General features: G+C 65.5%; 10 protein-coding genes. 5 read left to right on the top strand and 5 right to left on the bottom strand.

Annotated elements, in window-relative coordinates:
• Positions 1–471: 471 nt before the first annotated feature.
• The 3 genes from pheT to ACIBG0_RS29675 form a co-directional block, all read right to left on the bottom strand.
• A complete protein-coding gene (pheT, locus tag ACIBG0_RS29685) occupies positions 472–2,976 on the bottom strand; it encodes a phenylalanine--tRNA ligase subunit beta (RefSeq protein WP_397036825.1) in 2,505 nt (834 codons plus the stop codon).
• A gap of 46 nt (positions 2,977–3,022) precedes the next feature.
• Entirely contained in the window at positions 3,023–4,081 is a 1,059-nt protein-coding gene (gene pheS / locus ACIBG0_RS29680) for a phenylalanine--tRNA ligase subunit alpha (protein ID WP_397036823.1), read from the bottom strand.
• Positions 4,082–4,653: 572 nt separating this feature from the next.
• Positions 4,654–6,078, bottom strand: coding sequence for an MFS transporter (locus ACIBG0_RS29675; RefSeq protein WP_397036822.1), 1,425 nt, complete (start codon positions 6,076–6,078; stop codon positions 4,654–4,656).
• A 100-nt stretch (positions 6,079–6,178) separates the two neighbouring features.
• On the opposite strand from ACIBG0_RS29675, the gene ACIBG0_RS29670 reads away from it, so the two are divergent.
• The 3 genes from ACIBG0_RS29670 to ACIBG0_RS29660 all read left to right on the top strand — a co-directional run bounded on the left by ACIBG0_RS29670 (position 6,179) and on the right by ACIBG0_RS29660 (position 8,168).
• Entirely contained in the window at positions 6,179–6,760 is a 582-nt protein-coding gene (locus tag ACIBG0_RS29670) for a TetR/AcrR family transcriptional regulator (protein WP_397036820.1), read from the top strand.
• Positions 6,761–7,048: 288 nt separating this feature from the next.
• Positions 7,049–7,573, top strand: a complete 525-nt coding sequence (locus ACIBG0_RS29665) for a cysteine dioxygenase (RefSeq protein WP_397036819.1) — start codon at positions 7,049–7,051, stop codon at positions 7,571–7,573.
• A 184-nt stretch (positions 7,574–7,757) separates the two neighbouring features.
• The gene (locus ACIBG0_RS29660) at positions 7,758–8,168 is read left to right on the top strand and encodes a rhodanese-like domain-containing protein (RefSeq protein ID WP_397036818.1); all 411 of its coding nucleotides are present in this window, start codon (positions 7,758–7,760) and stop codon (positions 8,166–8,168) included.
• A 775-nt stretch (positions 8,169–8,943) separates the two neighbouring features.
• On the opposite strand, the gene ACIBG0_RS29655 is transcribed toward ACIBG0_RS29660, so the two are convergent.
• Both ACIBG0_RS29655 and ACIBG0_RS29650 read right to left on the bottom strand, forming a co-directional pair.
• Positions 8,944–10,086, bottom strand: coding sequence for a helix-turn-helix domain-containing protein (locus ACIBG0_RS29655; RefSeq protein ID WP_397036816.1), 1,143 nt, complete (start codon positions 10,084–10,086; stop codon positions 8,944–8,946).
• Positions 10,079–10,795, bottom strand: coding sequence for a hypothetical protein (locus ACIBG0_RS29650; protein ID WP_397036815.1), 717 nt, complete (start codon positions 10,793–10,795; stop codon positions 10,079–10,081). The genes ACIBG0_RS29655 and ACIBG0_RS29650 overlap by 8 nt, the downstream gene beginning before the upstream one ends.
• Before the next feature lie 314 nt (positions 10,796–11,109).
• Here ACIBG0_RS29650 and pglW point away from each other — a divergent pair, with 314 nt between their 5' ends.
• Complete coding sequence (gene pglW / locus ACIBG0_RS29645) at positions 11,110–15,585, top strand: BREX system serine/threonine kinase PglW (RefSeq protein ID WP_397036813.1); 4,476 nt, start codon at positions 11,110–11,112, stop codon at positions 15,583–15,585.
• Positions 15,582–19,205, top strand: a complete 3,624-nt coding sequence (pglX, locus tag ACIBG0_RS29640) for a BREX-2 system adenine-specific DNA-methyltransferase PglX (RefSeq protein WP_397036812.1) — start codon at positions 15,582–15,584, stop codon at positions 19,203–19,205. The genes pglW and pglX overlap by 4 nt, the downstream gene beginning before the upstream one ends.
• Positions 19,206–19,347 lie beyond the last annotated feature (142 nt).

Below are 19,347 nucleotides of genomic sequence, written 5' to 3'. Positions count from 1 at the left end.
GCCGCACCGCCTAGCCGCCGCAACCCCCGACCGCCTTAGCGAGCCGCACCGCCTAGCCGCCGCAACCCCCGACCGCCTTAGCGAGCCGCACCGCCTAGCCGCCGCAACCCCCGACCGCCTTAGCGAGCCGCACCGCCTGGCCGCCGCAACCCCCGACCGCCTTAGCGAGCCGCACCGCCTAGCCGCCGCAACCCCCGACGGCCCTAGCGACGGCGTTGCGCGCTGCTGGTTGTACTCGTTCTGCACAGCGGCCGAATCGACGCCCGGTTGCCGTTGCTCGGCGGACGGAGACTTCACTGCCGCGCCAATCCAAGCTCGCGCAGAGCTTCTGTCTTTCGGCTCGGCGTGTCAAGCGGAGCGTTCTTGTGTGACCGCATCGAAGGTGTGCGTCAGCTCCGCGAGTTGGTAAGACCCTCAGTGACCACACGCAGCGGCCCCGGACGAATTCTGTCCGGGGCCGTTGCCGGTCGACTATCCGCGCAGTACCGCGCCGACCGCGTCGGCGGCCGCGGCGACCGCGGAGTCACGCGCGGCACTCGCCTCGTCCTCGGTGAGGGTTCGGTCGGTGGCACGGAAACGCAGGGCATAGGTGAGCGACTTGCGTCCCTCCCCCGCCTGCGCGCCCTCGTACACGTCGAACAGGGCGATATCCTCGAGCAACGTACCGCCGCCAGTGCGCAGCGCCGATTCCACCGAGGCAGCGGGCACCGACTTGGCAACGCTCACCGAAACGTCCTGCAGTACCGCGGGGAACGGGGAAACCACTGGGACAGGCCGAGATTCACGCAACGGCAGTGCATCGAGATCGAGTTCGACGGCACAGGTGCGCGGCGGCAGACCCGCGCGTTCCAGAACGGCCGGATGCAATTCGCCCGCATGTCCGATGACCTGACCATCGACCACCAGCTCGGCGCACCGCCCTGGATGCCACGGCAGGTAAACCGCAGGGCGACGTTCGATACTCACCCCCGCCGCATCGGCGACGACATCGGCGAGCGCGAAGGCATCGGCGGCTTCCGCCGGACGCCCGGCACCCCACGGCCCGCGCGGTTCCCGCCGACCCGTCAGCACCGCGCCGATATGCACCGGCTGCGCGGGCAGCGAATCGATCAGCTCCTCGATCTGCGCATCGGTCGGACGACGATCCACCGGCAGCGCCGCTACCGCGCGCACATTCGGCCCCGGCAGCACCACCTGCGCGACGCCGAAGATCGCGAGGTCACGCGCACCCCGAGAGATATTGCGCGCGGCCACTTCCAGCAGCCCCGGCAGCAGCGTGGTCGCCAATTCCGCGCGCTCCACATCGAGCGGATTCAGCACCCGCGTGGTGTTGCGGCGTGGATCGTCGGCGTCCAGACCCCAGATGTCGAAAATCCCGGCGGCGAGGAACAGCGGCGGCGGCACCTCGACGCATCCGGCGAAGGCCAGCGCCCGGCTCACCGCGCGACGGCGGCGCTGCGCGGCGGTCAGCCCGCGCCCGGCCGGTGCGGTCGGAATGACCGAGGGAATCTGTTCCAGGCCCTCCAGCCGCAGCACCTCCTCGACGAGGTCGGCGGGCTGGGCCAGATCCGGCCGCCAGCTCGGCGGCGTGACGACGAGCTGTCCGTGCCCGGTGACCTCATCGACACCCACCTCGACCGTGCAGCCGATCTGCGCGAGTCGACGCGCTGAGGTACCGGTCGGATACACCACGCCGGCCACCCGATCGGCGAGATCGATATCGATCCGGATCGGCGGCGCGGCAGGCACCGGCACCCGCACATCAGTGAGCGCGGAATACACAGTGCCACCGGCTATTTCGGCCAGCAGCGTAGCTGCGCGATCGAGCGCGGCGACATTGATCTCCGGATCCACGACCCGCTCGTACCGCTTACCGGCCTCGGAGACCAGCTTGTGCCTGCGCGCGGTCCGGTAGACCAGCAGCGGATTCCAGGTGGCGGCCTCGAGCACGATATCGGTCGACTCAGCGCCGACTTCCGTTGTCGCACCACCCATTACGCCCGCGAGCGAAACCACGCCGGTATCGTCGGCGATCACCACATCCTCGGCATCGAGCACCCGCTCGACCTCGTCCAGCGTGCGCAGCGTCTCGCCCTTGTTGGCGGTGCGCACGACGAGACCGCCATTGAGCTTGGCCGCATCGAAAGCGTGCAGCGGCTGTCCGAGCTCGAGCATCACATAGTTGGTGACATCGACCGCGGGTGAAATCGGGCGCACACCCGACAACAGCAGCCGACGCTGTAACCACCAGGGGCTCACCGCATTCGGGTCGATACCGGTAACCCGGCGCACCGCGAAACGAGTGCACTTGGACTCCGGTTCGAGCCGGACCGGCCACGCGTCCCGCTCGTCATCGGACAGTGTACGAACCGCCGGATCCGCGTATTCGAGATCGAATCCGCACGCCAGCTCGCGCGCGAGACCGCGGGTCGAGAAGCAGTACCCGCGATCGGGCGTGATGTTCAGCTCGATGACCGTATCGTCGAGTCCGAGCAGCTCATTGGCGTCGGTGCCCGGTTCGGCGGTGCCCGGCTCGAGCACCAGAATGCCCGAATGATCCTTGCCGATACCGAGTTCGGCGACCGAGCAGATCATGCCGTTGGACACATGCCCGTAGGTCTTGCGCGAGGAGATCTGGAATCCGCCAGGCAGCACGCCACCCGGCAGCACCACGACCACCAGGTCGCCGACGGCGAAGTTCGTTGCGCCGCAGACGATCTCCTGCAGTTCCGGGTTGCCGACGTCCACCTTGCAGAACCGGATCGGCTTCTTGAACTCGGTCAGCTCGGTGATCTCGGCGACGCGACCGACCACCAGCGGCTTCTCGATATCCCCTGTCACTCGCTGAAGCTTGTCGACCTCTTCGACTTCCAGCCCGACGCGGACGAATCCGGCATCGAGTTCCTCCGGCGTCACCGACCAGTCGGGGGTGGTCCGCCGCAAGATTTCGGTCAGCCAGGACTGCGCTACTCGCACTTGACGTTTCGCTCTCTCGATCGAAGGTTCGTTGGAATCGACAAGCTCAGGACCGGATACCGAAGGGCAGCGTGAAACGCACGTCACCCTCGACGATGTCCCGCATATCCGGGATGCCGTTGCGGAACTGCAGTGTCCGCTCCAAGCCCATACCGAACGCGAACCCGCTGTACACCTCGGGATCGATCCCGCTGGCGATCAGCACCTTCGGGTTCACCATGCCGCAGCCGCCCCATTCGACCCAGCCGGCGCCGCCCTTCTTGTCCGGGAACCACACGTCGACCTCGGCCGATGGCTCGGTGAACGGGAAGTAGTTGGGGCGCATGCGCGTGCGGGTATCCGGCCCGAACAAAGCGCGCGCGAACGCGTCCAGGGTGCCGCGCAGATGCGCCATGGTCAGACCCTTGTCCACTGCCAGACCCTCCACCTGGGAGAAGACCGGGGTGTGGGTGGCGTCGAGCTCATCGGTGCGGAACGTCCGACCGGGGCACACCACATAGATCGGCAGTTCGCGCCCGAGCAGCGAACGCACCTGGACCGGCGAGGTGTGCGTGCGCAGCACCTGCCGTGAACCCTCGGGCGCGATATGGAAGGTGTCCTGCATCGTGCGCGCCGGATGGTCGGGCAGGAAATTCAACGCGTCGAAGTTGAAGTGCTCGGTCTCGACCTCGGGCCCCTCGGCGACCTCCCAACCCATCGCGACGAAGACATCGGCGATCTGCTCGGAGATAACCGTGATCGGATGCCGAGCCCCGACGGCGTCCCGGCGCGCGGGCAGCGTCACATCGATCGTCTCGGCGACCAGCACGGCCGCGTCCCGCTCGGCGAGCAGCACCGTGCGGCGCGATTCGAAGGCTTCCGACACCCGCGCCCGCGCGACGTTCACGCGTTTGCCCGCATCCGCCTTCTCCGCCTTCGGCAGGCTGCCCAGCGCGCGCTGCGCCAAGGCCAGCGGGGCCTTACCGCCGAGATGCTCAGTCTTGGCGACCGCGAGCGCATCGAGATCGGCGGCCGCCGCAAACGCCTTCTCGGCCTCTGCCGCGGCGGCGGCCAATGCCTCCTCGGTCAGCGCTGGGTTCTCGACTCCATCGTTGTCGTCGGCCACGATCGTTCGTCTCTCCCCTGGGGATCGGTTCGCGGGTCGCGTGATTGCCTACCCACATTGCTGCTGGTCGAATCGTATTCGATGCGCGAGGGCCGATTCATCCGGATTACCGCTGTGTCGCTTGCCGAAAGTGTGCCGGCGCACTTGTCGCGCGATTCTCGCAGGCCAGATCGCACGTCCACCGCTATGCCGACGTGCCGCACCCGAGAACTGGGACACGCTCCCGACATGTCGGGAGCTGCGGACGGGCGCATTTCCGTGCCGGTGCGTGCGCAGCAGGTTGTCGCAGCGACGAGCCGGTGCCATCGACCAGTGCGCGGCGAGGATCGCGCGGGGCAGCGGCGTACCCGCACGGTGACCGCCACCGGCCGTCCAATGGGAGCTGCCAGGCGAGCCGATCGACTCGACGCGGGTGCGATTGCCCCGGCCAGCAGTGCGGTGGCCTGGCTGGGCGAGGCAGGAGGCTGTGAGCGGACCAGGAAGCGGCCGTGGCCACCGCGACGGCGCCCGCCCGGTGCGCACAAACGCGCTCGCCCCGGACCATCGGCCCGGGGCGAGCGCGCGATCACCGATCAGTTCGCGGCATCGATCCGCCTCGGCAGCAGCCGTGTCACCACCGCGCCCACCGCGACGATCGCGGCTCCGACCCACACGGCGGGAACCAGGCCGTCGACGAAGCTCTGCGGATCGGTGTAGGAGCCGTGTGAGGCAAAGACCGACGCCAACACGGCGACCCCCATGGCCACACCCACCTCACGGATGGTGCTATTGGTGCCCGAAGCCATCGCCCGATCCTCTGGACTCGCACTGGCCATCACCACGGTCGCACCGGGCGCGAAGGTCAGCCCCATCCCGATACCACCCAGCAGGAACGGCCCGACGAATGCGAGGTAGCTCGCGTCGACCGAGGCCACCGCCGCCATCCAGGCCAAGGCCACCGCCAGCAACGTCTGCCCGGCCGTCAGCAGATTCCGCGCGCCGACCCGATCCACGATCATTCCGGCCAGCGGCGCGACCACCATCGGCGCCATAGTCCACGGCATTGTCCGGATGCCGGATTGCAACGGCCCGAAGCCCTGCACTACCTGGAAGTACTGCGCGAGCAAGAAGATCGAGCCGAAGACGCCGACCGAGAAGGTGAAGACGGTCGTATTGCTCACCCGAAATGCGCGGGAGCGGAACAATCGCAGCGGCAGCATCGGATCCGGTGTCCGCAACTCCCAGGCGATCAGCAGGCCGAGCAGCACCGCACCGCCGATCAGTGCGGCAAGCACGCCGGTCGAGGTCCAACCGTCATCGGCGCCGTGGATCACGCCCCACACCACCGCGAGCACGCCGCCCGCGGACAGCACCAGCCCGAGCGGATCCAGCCGCTTGGCCCGCCCGTGCGATTCGGTCAGTGCCCGAGCCGCGAACGGCAGCACCAGCAGTCCGATCGGCACGTTGATCCAGAAGATCCACTGCCAGCTCAGTCCCTCGACCACCGCCCCGCCGATCAGCGGGCCGAGTGCGACGCCGAGTCCGGAGATGCCGCCCCAGATGCCGATGGCGGCGCTGCGCATCTTCTCTGGCACCGCCGACGACAGCAAAGTCAGTGAGAGCGGCATCACGGCGGCCGCTCCGAAGCCTTGGACTGCCCTCGCGGTGATCAGCATCCACGGTTCGGTGGCCAGCGCGCAGGCGGCCGAGGCCAGGGTGAACAACGCGATACCGGACAGGAAGACCCGGCGGCGGCCGAGTCGATCGCCGATGGAAGTGGCGGTGAGCAGCAGCGAAGCGAACGCCAGCGTGTAGGCGTTGACGAACCACTGCAGATCGGCGAGCGACGCGCCGAGTTCGGTGCGGATCACCGGCAGCGCATTGGTCACCACCAGGTTGTCCAGCGTGACCATGAACATCGGGATGCCGACGGCGGCCAGCACCGCGGCGAATCGACGACCGCCAACGCGCTGTTCGACGACGGCCGACGGTGCGGCGGTTTCGAGTGTCTCGGACATGTCCAGCCTTTGTTGTAATCGACTGATAACTAACTGCCTGGAGGGTATGCATCGACTGATAACATGTCAAGGCAACCGGATGACGACGAGATGGATGACGATGGCGAGTTCTGCCCGAACCCGGATGACCGCGACCGAACGCAGCGAGGAGGTACTGCGCGCGGCGGTTTCCGCCTTCGCCGAATCCGGTTACGCTGCGACGAAAACCGATGAAATCGCGCGCCGCGCCGGCGTTTCGCAGCCGTACGTGATCCGGCTCTTCGGCACCAAACAGCAACTGTTCCTGGCCGCGACGCACCAAGTCTGCGACCGTATCGAAGACATCTTCCGCGCGGCCGCTGCCGAAGGCATAACGCCGGACTCCACCGGTGAGGAGAAGTTGCGCGCGCTCGGGAAGGGCTACCAAACCTTTCTCAACGAACGCGAACTACTCCGAGTCCTGTTGCAGTCCTTCGCCGCCGCCTCCGATCCTGCCATCGGTCCGGATGTCCGCGCCCGCTTCGGCGGCATCTACGGGGTGGTCAAGGAACTCACCGACGCATCTATCCAAGAGATGTGCAGCTTCCTTGGCACCGGCATGCTGCTGACCGTGATGGCCGCCATGGGTGTGGCCGGCCCCGACTCGGTCGAGGTCTGCTGGGCCACCGACATGCTCGAAAACCTCCGCAGACAAGGCGATTGAGCCCTGCCCCACGGCCATCGCCAAAGCCGGTTCCCGCCGCACCGGGATGCTGCTCACTGTGATGGCCGCCATGGGTGTCGCCGGCCCCGACTCGGTCGAGGTCTGCTGGGCCACCGACATGCTCGAAAACCTCAGCGCCGAGGACGACTAGAGCAGCGGGTTTTGCTCACGGTGATCGAGACCGATGGCAACGGCGTCGTGGTGCCGGAAAATGCGCGAGACCGCTTCGTCGCGGTTAGTTTGCAGCGCAGTTGATCGTCCACCACGACCATGTCAGGAGTATCTCGCTTGACCACATCACTGCCGGTGAATCTCAAGCACACCAACGATATTCATTCCGCGGTCGATGTACCGCTGATGCGCGAGGCGGTGTGTCCGGAGCGGACGCTGTGGTCACCCGCGGAATTGCGGGAGTTGACCAGGTCGGTCGCCGACGCCCTTGCGACTCCGCTTCTGGACATCGTGCGGTTCGACCCGCAGCAACGTTGGTGGACCCGGCTGGCGCTGACCATGGGCGTCGAGGTGTGGCTGCTGTCGTGGGCACCGGGACAGGGCACCGAACCACACGATCACGGCGGCGCGTCCGGCTCGTTCACGGTATCCATCGGTGAACTCGGCGAGGAATACAGCCACCCCGGCGGGCCGGTGCGCACGGCGCAATGGCAGGCCGGTGAAACGGTCGCATTCGGACCCGATCGCGCGCATCGGCTGCGCAATTACAGCACCCGCCCTGCCGCTTCGGTGCACGCGTATTCACCACCGCTTCGGCCGGTCCGCGAGTATCGCGCACTGACGGATTTCGTGGGCGTATGAGCGAGCGAACCGCCCACGTGGTCATGACGGAGCCGAGCGCTAGGCGGGCGCAGTCATATAGACCAGCCCTCGCGGGAACGACACCTTGCGAGACGACCCGCCTCCGGCGCAGGCCCTCGGGAACGCCGTCTCATGACAGTCCTCGAAGGACAAGCACCAAACGCGTTCCCCGGGGGTCCCGGCGATGAAAGAAGGTACTGCTATCAGCGCCGAGGAAAGGCTCGACCGGGCGCGGGCCGAACTGAATCGCGTCGACCCGCAGCAAGCGGCGGCACTGCTGGCCGAGGGCGCATTGGTCGTCGATATCCGCCCACACGCCAACCGGCTCGCCGAGGGCGAGATTCCCGGCTCGGTCGTGGTGGAACGAATAGTGCTGGAGTGGCGGCTCGACCCGACCGGCACGCACCGGCTGCCCGGTCTCACCGAGCACACTCCGGTAGTACTGGTCTGCAATGAGGGCTACGCCTCCAGCCTCGCCGCCGCCGACGCACTCGAACTCGGCCTGCACCGAGCCACCGACCTCATCGGCGGCTTCCGGGCCTGGCAAGCAGCTGGACTGCCCGTTGTTCCCGGCGGCACCCCAGCCGTCCCCTAGCCTGCCTGGCGCCAGACCCAGCTGTCGCGTACCCGGTTCGCATCTCACAAAAGGTAGAACCTGTACGCGACCGCCACTCGATAGGCGCCAGAACTTTCCATGCCCCAGCTATCGCATACTCCGTGCGCGCCTCACAGAAGGTCGACTTTGTACGAGGCGTGCACTGGATATGCGCCGCCTGTGTGACTATTTCGCGTGCTGTACGCGAGCGCTGGCGTACAGGCAGATCGCGGCCGCCGCGGCGAGATTAAGACACAGGCACAGTTCGACGCCTTGAAAGTAAAGCAGCCCAACGCCATAGAGTGATAGCAGCGTACGTCGGTCGAACCTGCACTGCCGTCGGAGGCCACCCCAACGCAGGCGCCGCCACCTGAACCATCGCCCCGGCCCGCCTCGGTCTCGCGTCGAGCGGACGCCGCTCTACAGGCAGCGAGCACGCGGGAGGCCGACCGCTACGCCCGGCTCCACGAGCTGTCCAAGAACTATGCGCCGAGTGCACCACCACCGCCGTCCGAACCGACGGCACCACCGCCGCAACAGTATTCAGCCCCTGCAACGCCATCGCCTCAGCCCCGTCCCAGCTCCGCCACCACCCGTGCCGCCGCCACAACTGGAGTCGCCCACCATTGCTCACCCTTTCGTCGGCAATCCTCAGCATGGGGCGATCCAGCAGCCTCCTTCACCCCTCAAATCCTCATACGGGCTGCACCTTGCGGTCTGGATTTTCTTGCCCGTCGCACTGCTGGTGATCGAGCGTTGAACACCGACCGTGCTCTCAGCGCACTACTGTCAGCCGTGGTCTGGTATCGACTGTTCCCAGGACCTCCATGAGGTGGCGCTCGGTCCAGCGAAGCTCAGCCGCGAGCGCCGACCGATCGAAGCCGCACTGGGTAGCGAGATCGACCGCCTCGTTGAGTAGGCTTGGGACCTCGCCCGGATATGATGTGAGCGGCTCATCCGCCCGCACCTCGGCCAATTCCGCGAGGCGCTGATGCGTGCGGCGGATCGCGGACTCGCTCACTATGCCCAGTTCACCCATGCGACACACCAGGGATTCCACCGAGACTCCCCACTGCCTGCTCAGTCGCTCCAAGTCCGCAATGCGCACTGATCTGGGCAGCAGCGGCTCGATTTCGGCACGCGGGGTGAGAAATTCGGCCGCGAACTGATCGGCTTCGCGCTCTTGTTGCCGATCTCCCGGGAGTGGGTTGGTGTGAAGGAGTAAATGCCCCAGCTCGTGTGCACAGGTGAAGCGGTACCTGTAGACAGAACGAACTCGCTCCGGAGTGATGACAACGAGAGGGCGCCCGAGCGCATCGGTCGAGTAGGCGCTAACCCGCGTTATGGCGCTGTTGGACAGCGGCACAAGGGATATGACGATCCCCCGCGATTCCATCGTCGCACCGAGATGCGCGACCGGACCGCTGTCGATACCCCATTCCTTGCGAAGCCGTTGCGCCGCTTCGATAGGCGCGGTCCCGTCGATGATCTTGGGCAGATCCAGCTCGGGGAATTTCACGCGCTTCTCCAGAGCCGAGGTCAGTTCCCACAGCTGCCCCGCGTACACCGCAGCCTTGGCCCTATCCTGTGCGCGAGTGGACCGCAAACTCCGGAAGTGGATGTTTGCAACATCCAAGCGGCCGAGGGGGCGGCCGGCTGCGAAAAAGTGCACCGGCACCGAGAGACTCCGTGCCAGCACGGCGAGTAGCTCCGGCCGCAACCCGCTGATTCCGGACTCGAACTGTCCGATCGCCGCGGCGGATACGCCAACCCGTTCGGCGAGTTCAGCTTTGGTCAACTCCGCGAGGATTCGAGCCTGCGTCAGCCGCGCCGGCTCGAAGTACTTGGTCACCGTGGCAGCGCCAACGTGGTCGCCATTCGTCAGGAGTTCCAGTTCCGGTCGATTGTGGTCAGTCATCGCTCTGCGTGTTTACCGCATCGCGCGTTCTGGGCAGCCTGGGGGGTATCTCACCGGTGGTGAACGTGCCCGTAGGTGAGGTGGATACCGGGCGTGCGGGCGCCAGCGACAGCAAGCTCTCCCGGAAACCAGCCCATTCGAGACGCCCGGTGTCGGTAAGCCGCACTTCGCCCCACTCCACCGAATGCAGATCCCGGAACGAGCTGCAGACAGCGACGACAACCAGGCGGCCGGTAGTGACCACTGGATCGTCAGCAGCGTTGCGCAGAGTTTCGAGGAACCGTTGTTCCTGGTCGGTCAACTCTGGATCGGGTACCCCGAGATCGAACTCCCCTTGCACAGCACCGGATCCGAGTTCGGCGACCGCGACTCTGGCGTCCGACTTCGCGAACACGGTCGACTGCAGGTCGCCGTCAGGCTTTTTGGCGTAACGCCACGGAAAAAGGGCGACCCCATTGATCACCGGCACCCGGTAGGGCGCACCGCCGGGGCGCACGAGTGCGGCGCCCGGCAGCGCCGCGAACTGCTCGAATCGCTCGGTGATCCCCACATAGAACAGCCCATAGTGCGCGTTGGACCGATTGCCGGACGCCTCCTGTGCGTCTTGGGATGCCGCGTGCACGGCCCTGACTATGTCTGCGACATCGCGCCGAATCCGCGGGCCGTACTTTCCGAACGTCTTAAGTGCCCATCGGCTGCCGTCGTCCATGTCCCCTCCTTCAGAAGCGCCCCTAGACATCACGACCACGCTTTAGTCGGTGACGTCGATCGCGCGAATACGCTTTATTGTTCCTGCCGGAATCGCCGCTTGTGCGGCGATGCCCGAAATCCCCCGCCCCGAGTCCACGACACGCTGCGCTAACAGCTGTCGCTCCGGCACGATAGGGTTTCGACAACGAACAGACGGGACATAGTACCGTCGATCCCGTCGACATCGCGAGGGCTGGATGGCATCGAGGCGTCCGCTGCCGTCATGGGGTGGGCCGAGGGGATGTCGTGACGACGAGACGGAGTTGCGCACGCATGGACGAGGGTCGGTGGACTTCGGTCACTGAATCGAGCTTCGAGCACGAGCGTCGCGGGTTGGAGGCGATTCGTGCGCAGCTGCCGGACTACGACCCCTGGTACGCGTGGTCGAACTTCACTTTCACCGCCAAAACCGGGCATGTGCGTGAGGTCGATCTGTTGGTGATCGCCCCGAGCGGGGTGTACATGATCGAGCTCAAAGACTGGAGCGGCCGGGTCGCCTCCGAGAACGGCACCTGGGTGCAGACACTTGCTCGGGGTGGGCGCCGGTTCCACAACAACCCGCTGCACTTGGTGAACCAGAAGAGCAAGGAACTCGCGGGCCTACTCGGTGGCAGCGGTGCACGCACTTTCGTCAATTCGGCGGTCTGCTTCACCAATCCCGGACTGCGGTTCGAGCTTCCGGTGGGCGATCGTGCTGGCACACACACGATTCGGGAGCTGCTCGAACGGCTCAACGCGCCGGTTCGGGACGCTCGGCACGCGATCGACGCGCAACGCGCCAAGGCGATCAAGAAGGCGCTCGAGCAGGTCGGTATCCGGCGCAGTGATGCCGAATTCACCGTCGGTCCATACGTATTGGAGCGCAAGCCTTTCGACGCCGGACCGACCTGGCAGGACTTTCTGGCCGCGCACAACGACCTGCGGGAGCGAGTTCGGGTGCGGATCTATCTGCGCGAGCGTGGCGCGGACGAAGAGCTCCGAAGGTCGGTGGATGCCGCGGCTCGCCGGGAGGCGGCGGTGCTGGATCGGTTCCGACATCCAGGTGTGGTGCAGCTGAAGCTGTTCGACCCTTCGGGTCATTCGGCTGGGCCCGCACTGATTTTCCGCTACCGCCCAGAGACCCTGCACCTCGACGAGTACCTCGTCCGCCATGGCGAGCTGCTCGATGTCGGCGATCGGATCGAGCTGGTGCGCCAGCTGGCGGAGACGCTGAAGTCTGCGCATTCGGCGCGGCTGTATCACCGTGCGCTCGCGGCCCGTTCGATCCATGTCATTCCGCGAGTCGGCGAGTCGGAGGCGGACCGCTGGCGCAAGCCGTTCTTGCAGGTCTCGGACTGGCAGGTGGCGACACAGCGCGCCGGTGGAACCGCGTCGACCATGACCAGGCACGCCCCGACTGCCTTGTCAGCCCATCATCTGTCGGCCGGCTCGGACGCCTACCTCGCACCCGAGCTGTCGGCGTCCTCTCCGGACCCCATCGCCTTGGATGTGTACGGGCTGGGCATGCTTACCTATCTGGCGGTCACGGGGAAGCCGCCGGCCGCCAATCGAGCGGAAATGTTGGCGCGCTTCGAATCCGGCGATGGATTGCGTCCCAGTGCTCTGGTGGACGGGCTGCCCGACATAGTGGATCTCCTGGTCGCGACGGCGACCGACTACCAGCCGTCGCAGCGGCCCACGTCGATTCAGGAGTTCCTAGAACTGCTGGAGGATGTCGAAGACGCACTGACTACTCCCGAGGACAGCGCGCCCGCAGAGACGGAGAAGGATCCGCTCGACGCGGTGCGCGACGATGTGCTGGATGGACGCTGGATGGTGCGCCGCCGCCTCGGAACCGGGTCGACGGCGCGCGCCCTGCTCGTACGCGACCTGCAAGCCGAGGGGAAGCAGCGCGGCGCAAAGGCATTCGTGGTGCTGAAGGTGGCGTTGTCGGACGATCGCGCCGACGTGCTGGCGCGCGAAGCCGACACGCTGCGCCGTCTTCGGCATCATTCCGGGGTCATCAATATGGTCGATCCGGCGGTCGTGACGCTCGGTGGCCGCACCACCCTGGTGCTGGAGTATGTCGGCGACGAGCAGGGCTTGGAGTCGGAGGACGGCCACCGCACCGAGGAGACCGTCGCCCGCGAGCTGCGCGACAACGGCCGGCTCCAGGTCGGCCGCCTGGAGACCTACAGCGACTACCTGTTCGGTGCGGTCGATTTCCTCGAGGGTGAGGGTGTCTGGCATCGTGACATCAAACCGGACAATATCGCGATTCGCGTGCGTCCCAATCGAACTCGCGAACTGGTACTCATCGACTTCTCGCTCGCCGGATACCCGGTGCAGAGCACCGACGCGGGCACCGACGGCTATCTGGACCCGTTCATCGGCACGCTGACCCGCTCGGTCTACGACGCGAATGCCGAACGTTATGCACTGGCGGTGACACTGCACGAGATGGCGTCGGGCGAGTTGCCGAGGTGGGGCGACGGCAGTGTGCTGCCGCGCCAATTGGACCCGGCGGAGTTCCCGTATCCGGACGTCGCCGCGGATGCGTTCGATCCCTCGGTGCGCGACGGACTGGTCGCATTCTTCCGCAAAGCGCTGCATCGCGATGTGACGCAACGATTCTCGGATCTGAAGCCGATGCGGGACGCGTGGCGCAAGATCTTCCTGGATATGACGCGGACCGTACCGTCCCGTCCGAAGAGCACCCATCCCGAACCGCCCGCCGATGTGGACGTGGTGTCGCCGGAGCAGGAGCGGCAGCGCATCGCCGAGGCGGCGACCCGCGAAACCCATTTGTCTTCAGCGGGTTTGACGGCTGCGACCGAACAGTTCCTGTATGGCCTGGGGGTGAACACCGTCGGTGAATTCCTCGATTACGGCCAGCGGAGGCTGATCAACGCGCCAGGTCTCGGCGCCCGTGCCCGCCGGGAAATCCAGGAGCGACTGCGGGATTGGGGCCGTCGTCTCGGCAAGTCCGCGCCTGCGCCGCTCACCCCGGAAGGCCGCAAAGAGACCCGCGAAGAGATCGACGCCGCAAAGGCCGATCTCGGCGACGGACTACTGCGCACGCTGAGCCTGGACGCCCTCGCGGCCCGGTTCGTGCCGGAACGCAACAACAATGGGTCGAACGCGAAGAAAGTCGATGCGGTAGCGCGGCTGCTACGTATCCCCGGCGACGGCGACCTGCCGGAACTAGGTGCCTGGCCGACACAGACCGCCGTCGCCGCGACCGTCGATCTCACCTCGGCCCGCATCGCGCAACTGCTGCGCGACGAACGCAAACGGTGGAAGAAGGATCCGGCCGTGCATGCGCTGCGCGGGCAGGTCCTCGACCTGCTGGAAAGCTTCGGGCGGGTCGCGTCGGCCACCGAACTTGCCGACGCGTTGATCGCGCAGCGCGGCACCCGCCTGCACGACCGCCCCGCACGGCGTGCACTCGGCATGGCCGCGGTCCGTGTGGTGGTCGAGGTAGAGCAACTGGTGCCAGAGGAAGCGGCGCTGCGCCACACCACGAAACGCGACGCGGGCGTCGCCCCCGTGGTGATACTCACCCTGGAAGCGGGTGAGGACGCCGCCCCGGACACCCCTTCTGCGCCCGCGCTGCTGGATTACGCACTGCGCCTGGGCAAGACAGCCGACGCGCTCGCCGGGCAGGAAACACTGCCCACGGCCGCAACGGTTCTCGATCGGCTCGGCGCCATCGACCCGCCCTCGGGCACTCTCGCCTGGGATGAGCGGCGGCTCGTGCAGGTAGCCGTCGGAGCGGCGCGCAATGCGGCGGTGACGCCGCGACTCGAGATCTACCCACGGGATCTGCCGCTGGTACGGGCCGTCCGGTTGACGCAGGCCGGTCTGGTGGCGCTGACTCCCGGCCTGGCCCTGGCGCATCAGCCGGGGCTGCGGGCAGAGCAGGTGTTCGAACGGATCCTAGCCCGGTTCCCCGAACTCGATATCGCAGGCAGCGACGGCAACAAACCGACCGCGGAACTAACGAAGGCGTTGCGGGAAGCCGGTTTCGCGCTCATGGTGGCCACCCACCCGGACAGCCGCATCCAGCGCTACATACCGGAGCATTCCGATCAGGAATCCAGCTTCACCGCCCACGCCCCTCGGTGGACCACCGCCGTCAACTCACACGGTGCCGGACGCTACTCGGACGACCCGGACATAGCCGCAGCCACGCGCGCCGAAGAACTGCTCACGGGTGCGTCACGACGCGACGGGTTCCGGGTATTGACCGCACCCACCTCCACCACCCTCGCCACCATCGGCGAGCTGCGGGACCGCTTCGGCGTGCGCCCGATGTCGGCAACAGCCCTGTTTCTGGCCGTCATGCACGACCTCATCCCCCCAGACGGCAAACCCACCTGGGAAACTATCCTGCGCGCCGATGCCGCGGAGCCGGGTTCGCGTGCGGCGCTGAAGTTCTCCGAATACACGCGCACGGCGTGGGGGCGGATCGAACCGGAGATCGCGGACAATATCGGCGGTGACGGTCCACTACTGCTGACCGAGACGCTGGTGTTCGCCCGCTACAACGCCATGGGCGTGCTGGGCCGCCTCGCCGAGCAGGCCCGACGCGGCCAGGGCGGGTTATGGCTGCTGTGCCCGCAAGCCGATCCCATGCGCCAACCGCACCTGGGCGCTGCCGCTGTCCCCTACCAGTCCGCTCTCAACGAGTGGATCAAGTTGCCCGAAGCTTGGATTCGCAATATCCACCGCGCCGACACATCGACAGATACGGGAGCCACCGCATGATCGCCCGCGCAGCATTGCTTTCCGACCTCAAAAAGCAGGTCGGTGCGGTCGAGGCCGACCTGAACCAGCAGCTGCGCGTCCTCCCGAAAGTAAAGGCGCGCCTGCACGACGAATGGGCTCAGGCCCGCAAACTCAACCGCACCGCCGCCACCGAAACCTCCTGGCTCGACGAACGAATCACCCAGGTCGCGGTGGCCTGGGTGCTCGGCACCGTTTTCGTCCGCTTCTGCGAAGACAACCGGTTGATTCCCGAGCCCTACCTCACCGGCCCCACCGACGACCGCCGCGAACTCGCCCACGCCCGCTACGACGCCTACGTGGAATCCGACCCGGATCCCACATACCGTGGTTGGCTGGAACGAGCTTTCGCCGAACTCGGTGCGGGACAAGCGGGGAAGCTGCTGTTCGATCCCGCACACAACGCGCTTTACCAGATTCCGCTGTCCCACGACGGGGCCCGTGAACTCATCGAGTTCTGGCGTGGGCGTGATGAATACGGCGTGCTGGTCCACGACTTCACCGACCCTCTCGACGAGGACGGCGTAAACGGTTGGAGCACCCGCTTCCTGGGCGACCTATACCAGGACCTGTCCGAGGACATCCGCAAGAACTACGCCCTGCTGCAAACCCCCGAGTTCGTCGAGGAGTTCATCCTCGACCGCACCCTCGAACCCGCCATTCGAGAATTCGGCTACGCGGACATAAAGCTCATCGACCCCACCTGTGGCTCGGGACACTTCGTCCTCGGCGCGTTCAAGCGGCTGGTCAACCGGTGGGCCGACGAACAGCCGAGCAAGAACCGTCACGAACTCGTGCGCGCGGCATTGGACTCGGTGCACGGCGTGGACCTCAACCCATTTGCTATCGCCATCGCCCGCTTCCGCCTCTTGGTCGCCGCCATGGCGGCGGCCAATGTCCGCACGCTTGCCGAAGCGGCCCGCTATGAATGGCCCATCAAGCTCGCCATCGGCGACTCGTTGATCAAGGCGCGTCAGCTGGAACTTCCCTTTGACGGGCAGGCCGGAGACCCTCTGGCCGAATTCTCCTATGCCACTGAGGATGTGCACGAGTACCCGGGCATTCTGGAGACGGGACTTTACCACGTGGTGGTGGGTAATCCGCCTTATATCACGGTTAAGGACAAGAACCTCAACGAGGTATACCGAGGGCTATACACGGCGTGCGCGGGTACATACGCCCTCTCGGTGCCCTTCGCACAACGATTCTTTGAGCTCGCCAAATTAGGTGGGCCGGATGGGCACGGTTTTGGCCGCGTAGGGCAAATCACCGCTAACTCCTTTATGAAGCGCGAATTCGGCACCAAGCTCATCGAGGAATTCTTTGCTCATACAGTGGAGCTAACCGAGGTTATCGATACCTCTGGAGCATATATCCCTGGCCACGGCACTCCCACTGTCATCCTGGTCGGCACACGGCGCTCCGGGAAGAACCGGGGCACGACCATTCGCACCGTACGAAGTGTGCAAGGCGAGCCGAAAGCACCAGAGAACCCGGAGGACGGGTACGTTTGGCGGGCGATTGTAGATCAGATCGAAAATCCAGGGACAGTAAGCCAATGGGTGTCGGTCGGCGATCTTGATCGAAGCCGCTACTTCGGCAAGCAGCCGTGGGTACTTGTCGACGGTGGACTTGAACTCATCGAACAACTTGAGCATAACAGCGTCATGAGGATGCGGCAGTCCATCGAGCCCCCTATCGGGCGCGCAATCCGTGCTGGGGCAGACGAAGCATACGTCCGGCCTGAGCGAACAACTTTCCGAACGATCGTGGACAATGCCGCACTACGCCCATTGGTGACCGGCGACGTTGTTCGCGACTGGTCGGCTCCGACAGCCGAACGGATAATCTTTCCGTACGGAGATGAATCGATCGGTATCGATCAGGAGCTGTGGCCTCTGCGGCGGTTACTGGAAGTGAGGCGGACATTTCAAGGAGACATGGCCGCCGCAGGGCTCAAGTGGTGGGAGTATATGCAGTACACCCCATCCGCGTATCGCACACCGCTGTCGATAACGTTCGCGTTCGTGGCGACGCACAACCATTTCGTGCTGGACCGGGGCGGGAAGGTGTTCAATAGGACCGCGCCGGTGATCAAGTTGCCGGAGAGGGCGAGCGAGGAGGAGCATCTGCGGCTGCTCGGGCTGCTCAACAGCTCCATCGCCTGCTGCTGGCTCCAGATGGTGAGTTATAACAGGGGCGAAGGCGGTGGCGCTCGCGTCGACGCTGGGTACGCTGCGATGGGCAGTGAGGCATGGAAGAACTCATTCGAATTCACCGGAACGAAGCTTGAGAATTTCCCTCTGCCAGATCACTTCCCTACCGAACTTGGCACTGAACTCGACTCACTCGCTCGACAACTCGCGGATACGATGCCGAGCACAGTGACCAATGTTGGCATACCAACGGCGGCGATCCTGCGTGAAGCCCGGGCTCGATACGAATCGACCCGTCGCCGAATGATAGCTCTCCAAGAGGAGCTTGACTGGCAGGTCTATTCGATCTACGGCTTCCTAGACGAGGACATGTGTGCCTCCGCAAACGATGTCCCCGAACTCGCGCTAGGGGAGCGCGCATTCGAGATCGTTTTGGCACAGCGGTTCGAGAACGGCGAGGCGTCCGAAGAGTGGTTCACACGGCACGGTTCGACGCGGATCAGGGACATCCCAAGTCACTGGTCTAATTCTTATAAACAGGTGGTCCAGCATCGGATTGAGATCATGCGTTCGAATCGCGCGATCGGCATGATTGAGCGACCCGAGTACAAACGCCGCTGGAAATCCGAGGGCTGGGATTCTTTGCAGGAGAAGGCTCTTCGATCCTGGCTTCTTGACCGCATGGAGTCCCGCAACCTGTGGTTCGATGACAACGATCAGCCGGAGGTCCTCACCCTGTCGCGTCTTACCGACCGTCTGGCCAATGACGCGGATTTCGTTTCGGTCGCTACCCTGTACGCGACTCGCACCGAGTTGGCCACGGTGGTGGCGGATCTGATTACAGAGGAGCATGTCCCGGCCCTGGCGACTCTCCGGTACAAACCTTCAGGCTTGAAGAAGCGGAAGGATTGGGAACACGTGTGGGAGTTGCAGCGGCAGGAGGATGTCGCGCCAGATGAGTTGACGAAGCGCAAGATTCGGGACTCCATCCCGGTACCGCCGAAGTACACGTCCGCGGACTTCCTGCGCACCTCGTTCTGGCAGGCACGCGGCAAGTTGGATGTGCCGAAGGAGCGTTTCATCTCCTACGGTTCGGCGAATGTCGCCACTCCGGAGCTGTATGGCTGGGCGGGCTGGGATCACCGTGAGCAGGCGATGGCGATCGCCATCTATCTTGCGAACAACAGCCTGTCCACCGAGGAGGTCACCCCCTTCCTCGCCGGCCTGCTCGAACTGCAGCCGTGGCTGGATCAGTGGCACAACGAAGTCGACCCGAATTTCGGTATCTCTCCGGCGGCGTTCTTGTCGGGTGATCGCCGCACTATGCAGGGCGAGCACGGTTTGACCGACGACGATCTGCGGAACTGGCGACCGCAACCCGCTGCCCGTGGCGGCCGCCGAACCACGAAGAAGAAAGCCGCCACCGCGCCGACGCTGGACGAATAGTGATGGCGGGTAGCGCCCGTCACCGCTGTGTCGGCGCTACCCGATCATATCGAGGGATTTCACGAAACGACCAGTGCCCGAGCATCTTCCGCCGAGCGACCCGGGCTTGGTGCTGCTACGACGATTCACATACGGCCGCATC

It is taken from the genome of Nocardia sp. NPDC050630 (assembly GCF_044457245.1).
Lineage (GTDB): Bacteria > Actinomycetota > Actinomycetes > Mycobacteriales > Mycobacteriaceae > Nocardia.
This window is presented reverse-complemented; position numbering and strand designations above follow the sequence as displayed.

Coding starts and splice junctions, on each gene's coding strand:
- pglW (WP_397036813.1), top strand. CDS start 11,110: ATGGACGAGGGTCGGTGGACTTCGGTCACTGAATCGAGCTTCGAGCAC.
- ACIBG0_RS29655 (WP_397036816.1), bottom strand. CDS start 10,086: ATGACTGACCACAATCGACCGGAACTGGAACTCCTGACGAATGGCGAC.
- ACIBG0_RS29675 (WP_397036822.1), bottom strand. CDS start 6,078: ATGTCCGAGACACTCGAAACCGCCGCACCGTCGGCCGTCGTCGAACAG.
- ACIBG0_RS29650 (WP_397036815.1), bottom strand. CDS start 10,795: ATGGACGACGGCAGCCGATGGGCACTTAAGACGTTCGGAAAGTACGGC.
- pglX (WP_397036812.1), top strand. CDS start 15,582: ATGATCGCCCGCGCAGCATTGCTTTCCGACCTCAAAAAGCAGGTCGGT.
- ACIBG0_RS29670 (WP_397036820.1), top strand. CDS start 6,179: ATGGCGAGTTCTGCCCGAACCCGGATGACCGCGACCGAACGCAGCGAG.
- ACIBG0_RS29660 (WP_397036818.1), top strand. CDS start 7,758: ATGAAAGAAGGTACTGCTATCAGCGCCGAGGAAAGGCTCGACCGGGCG.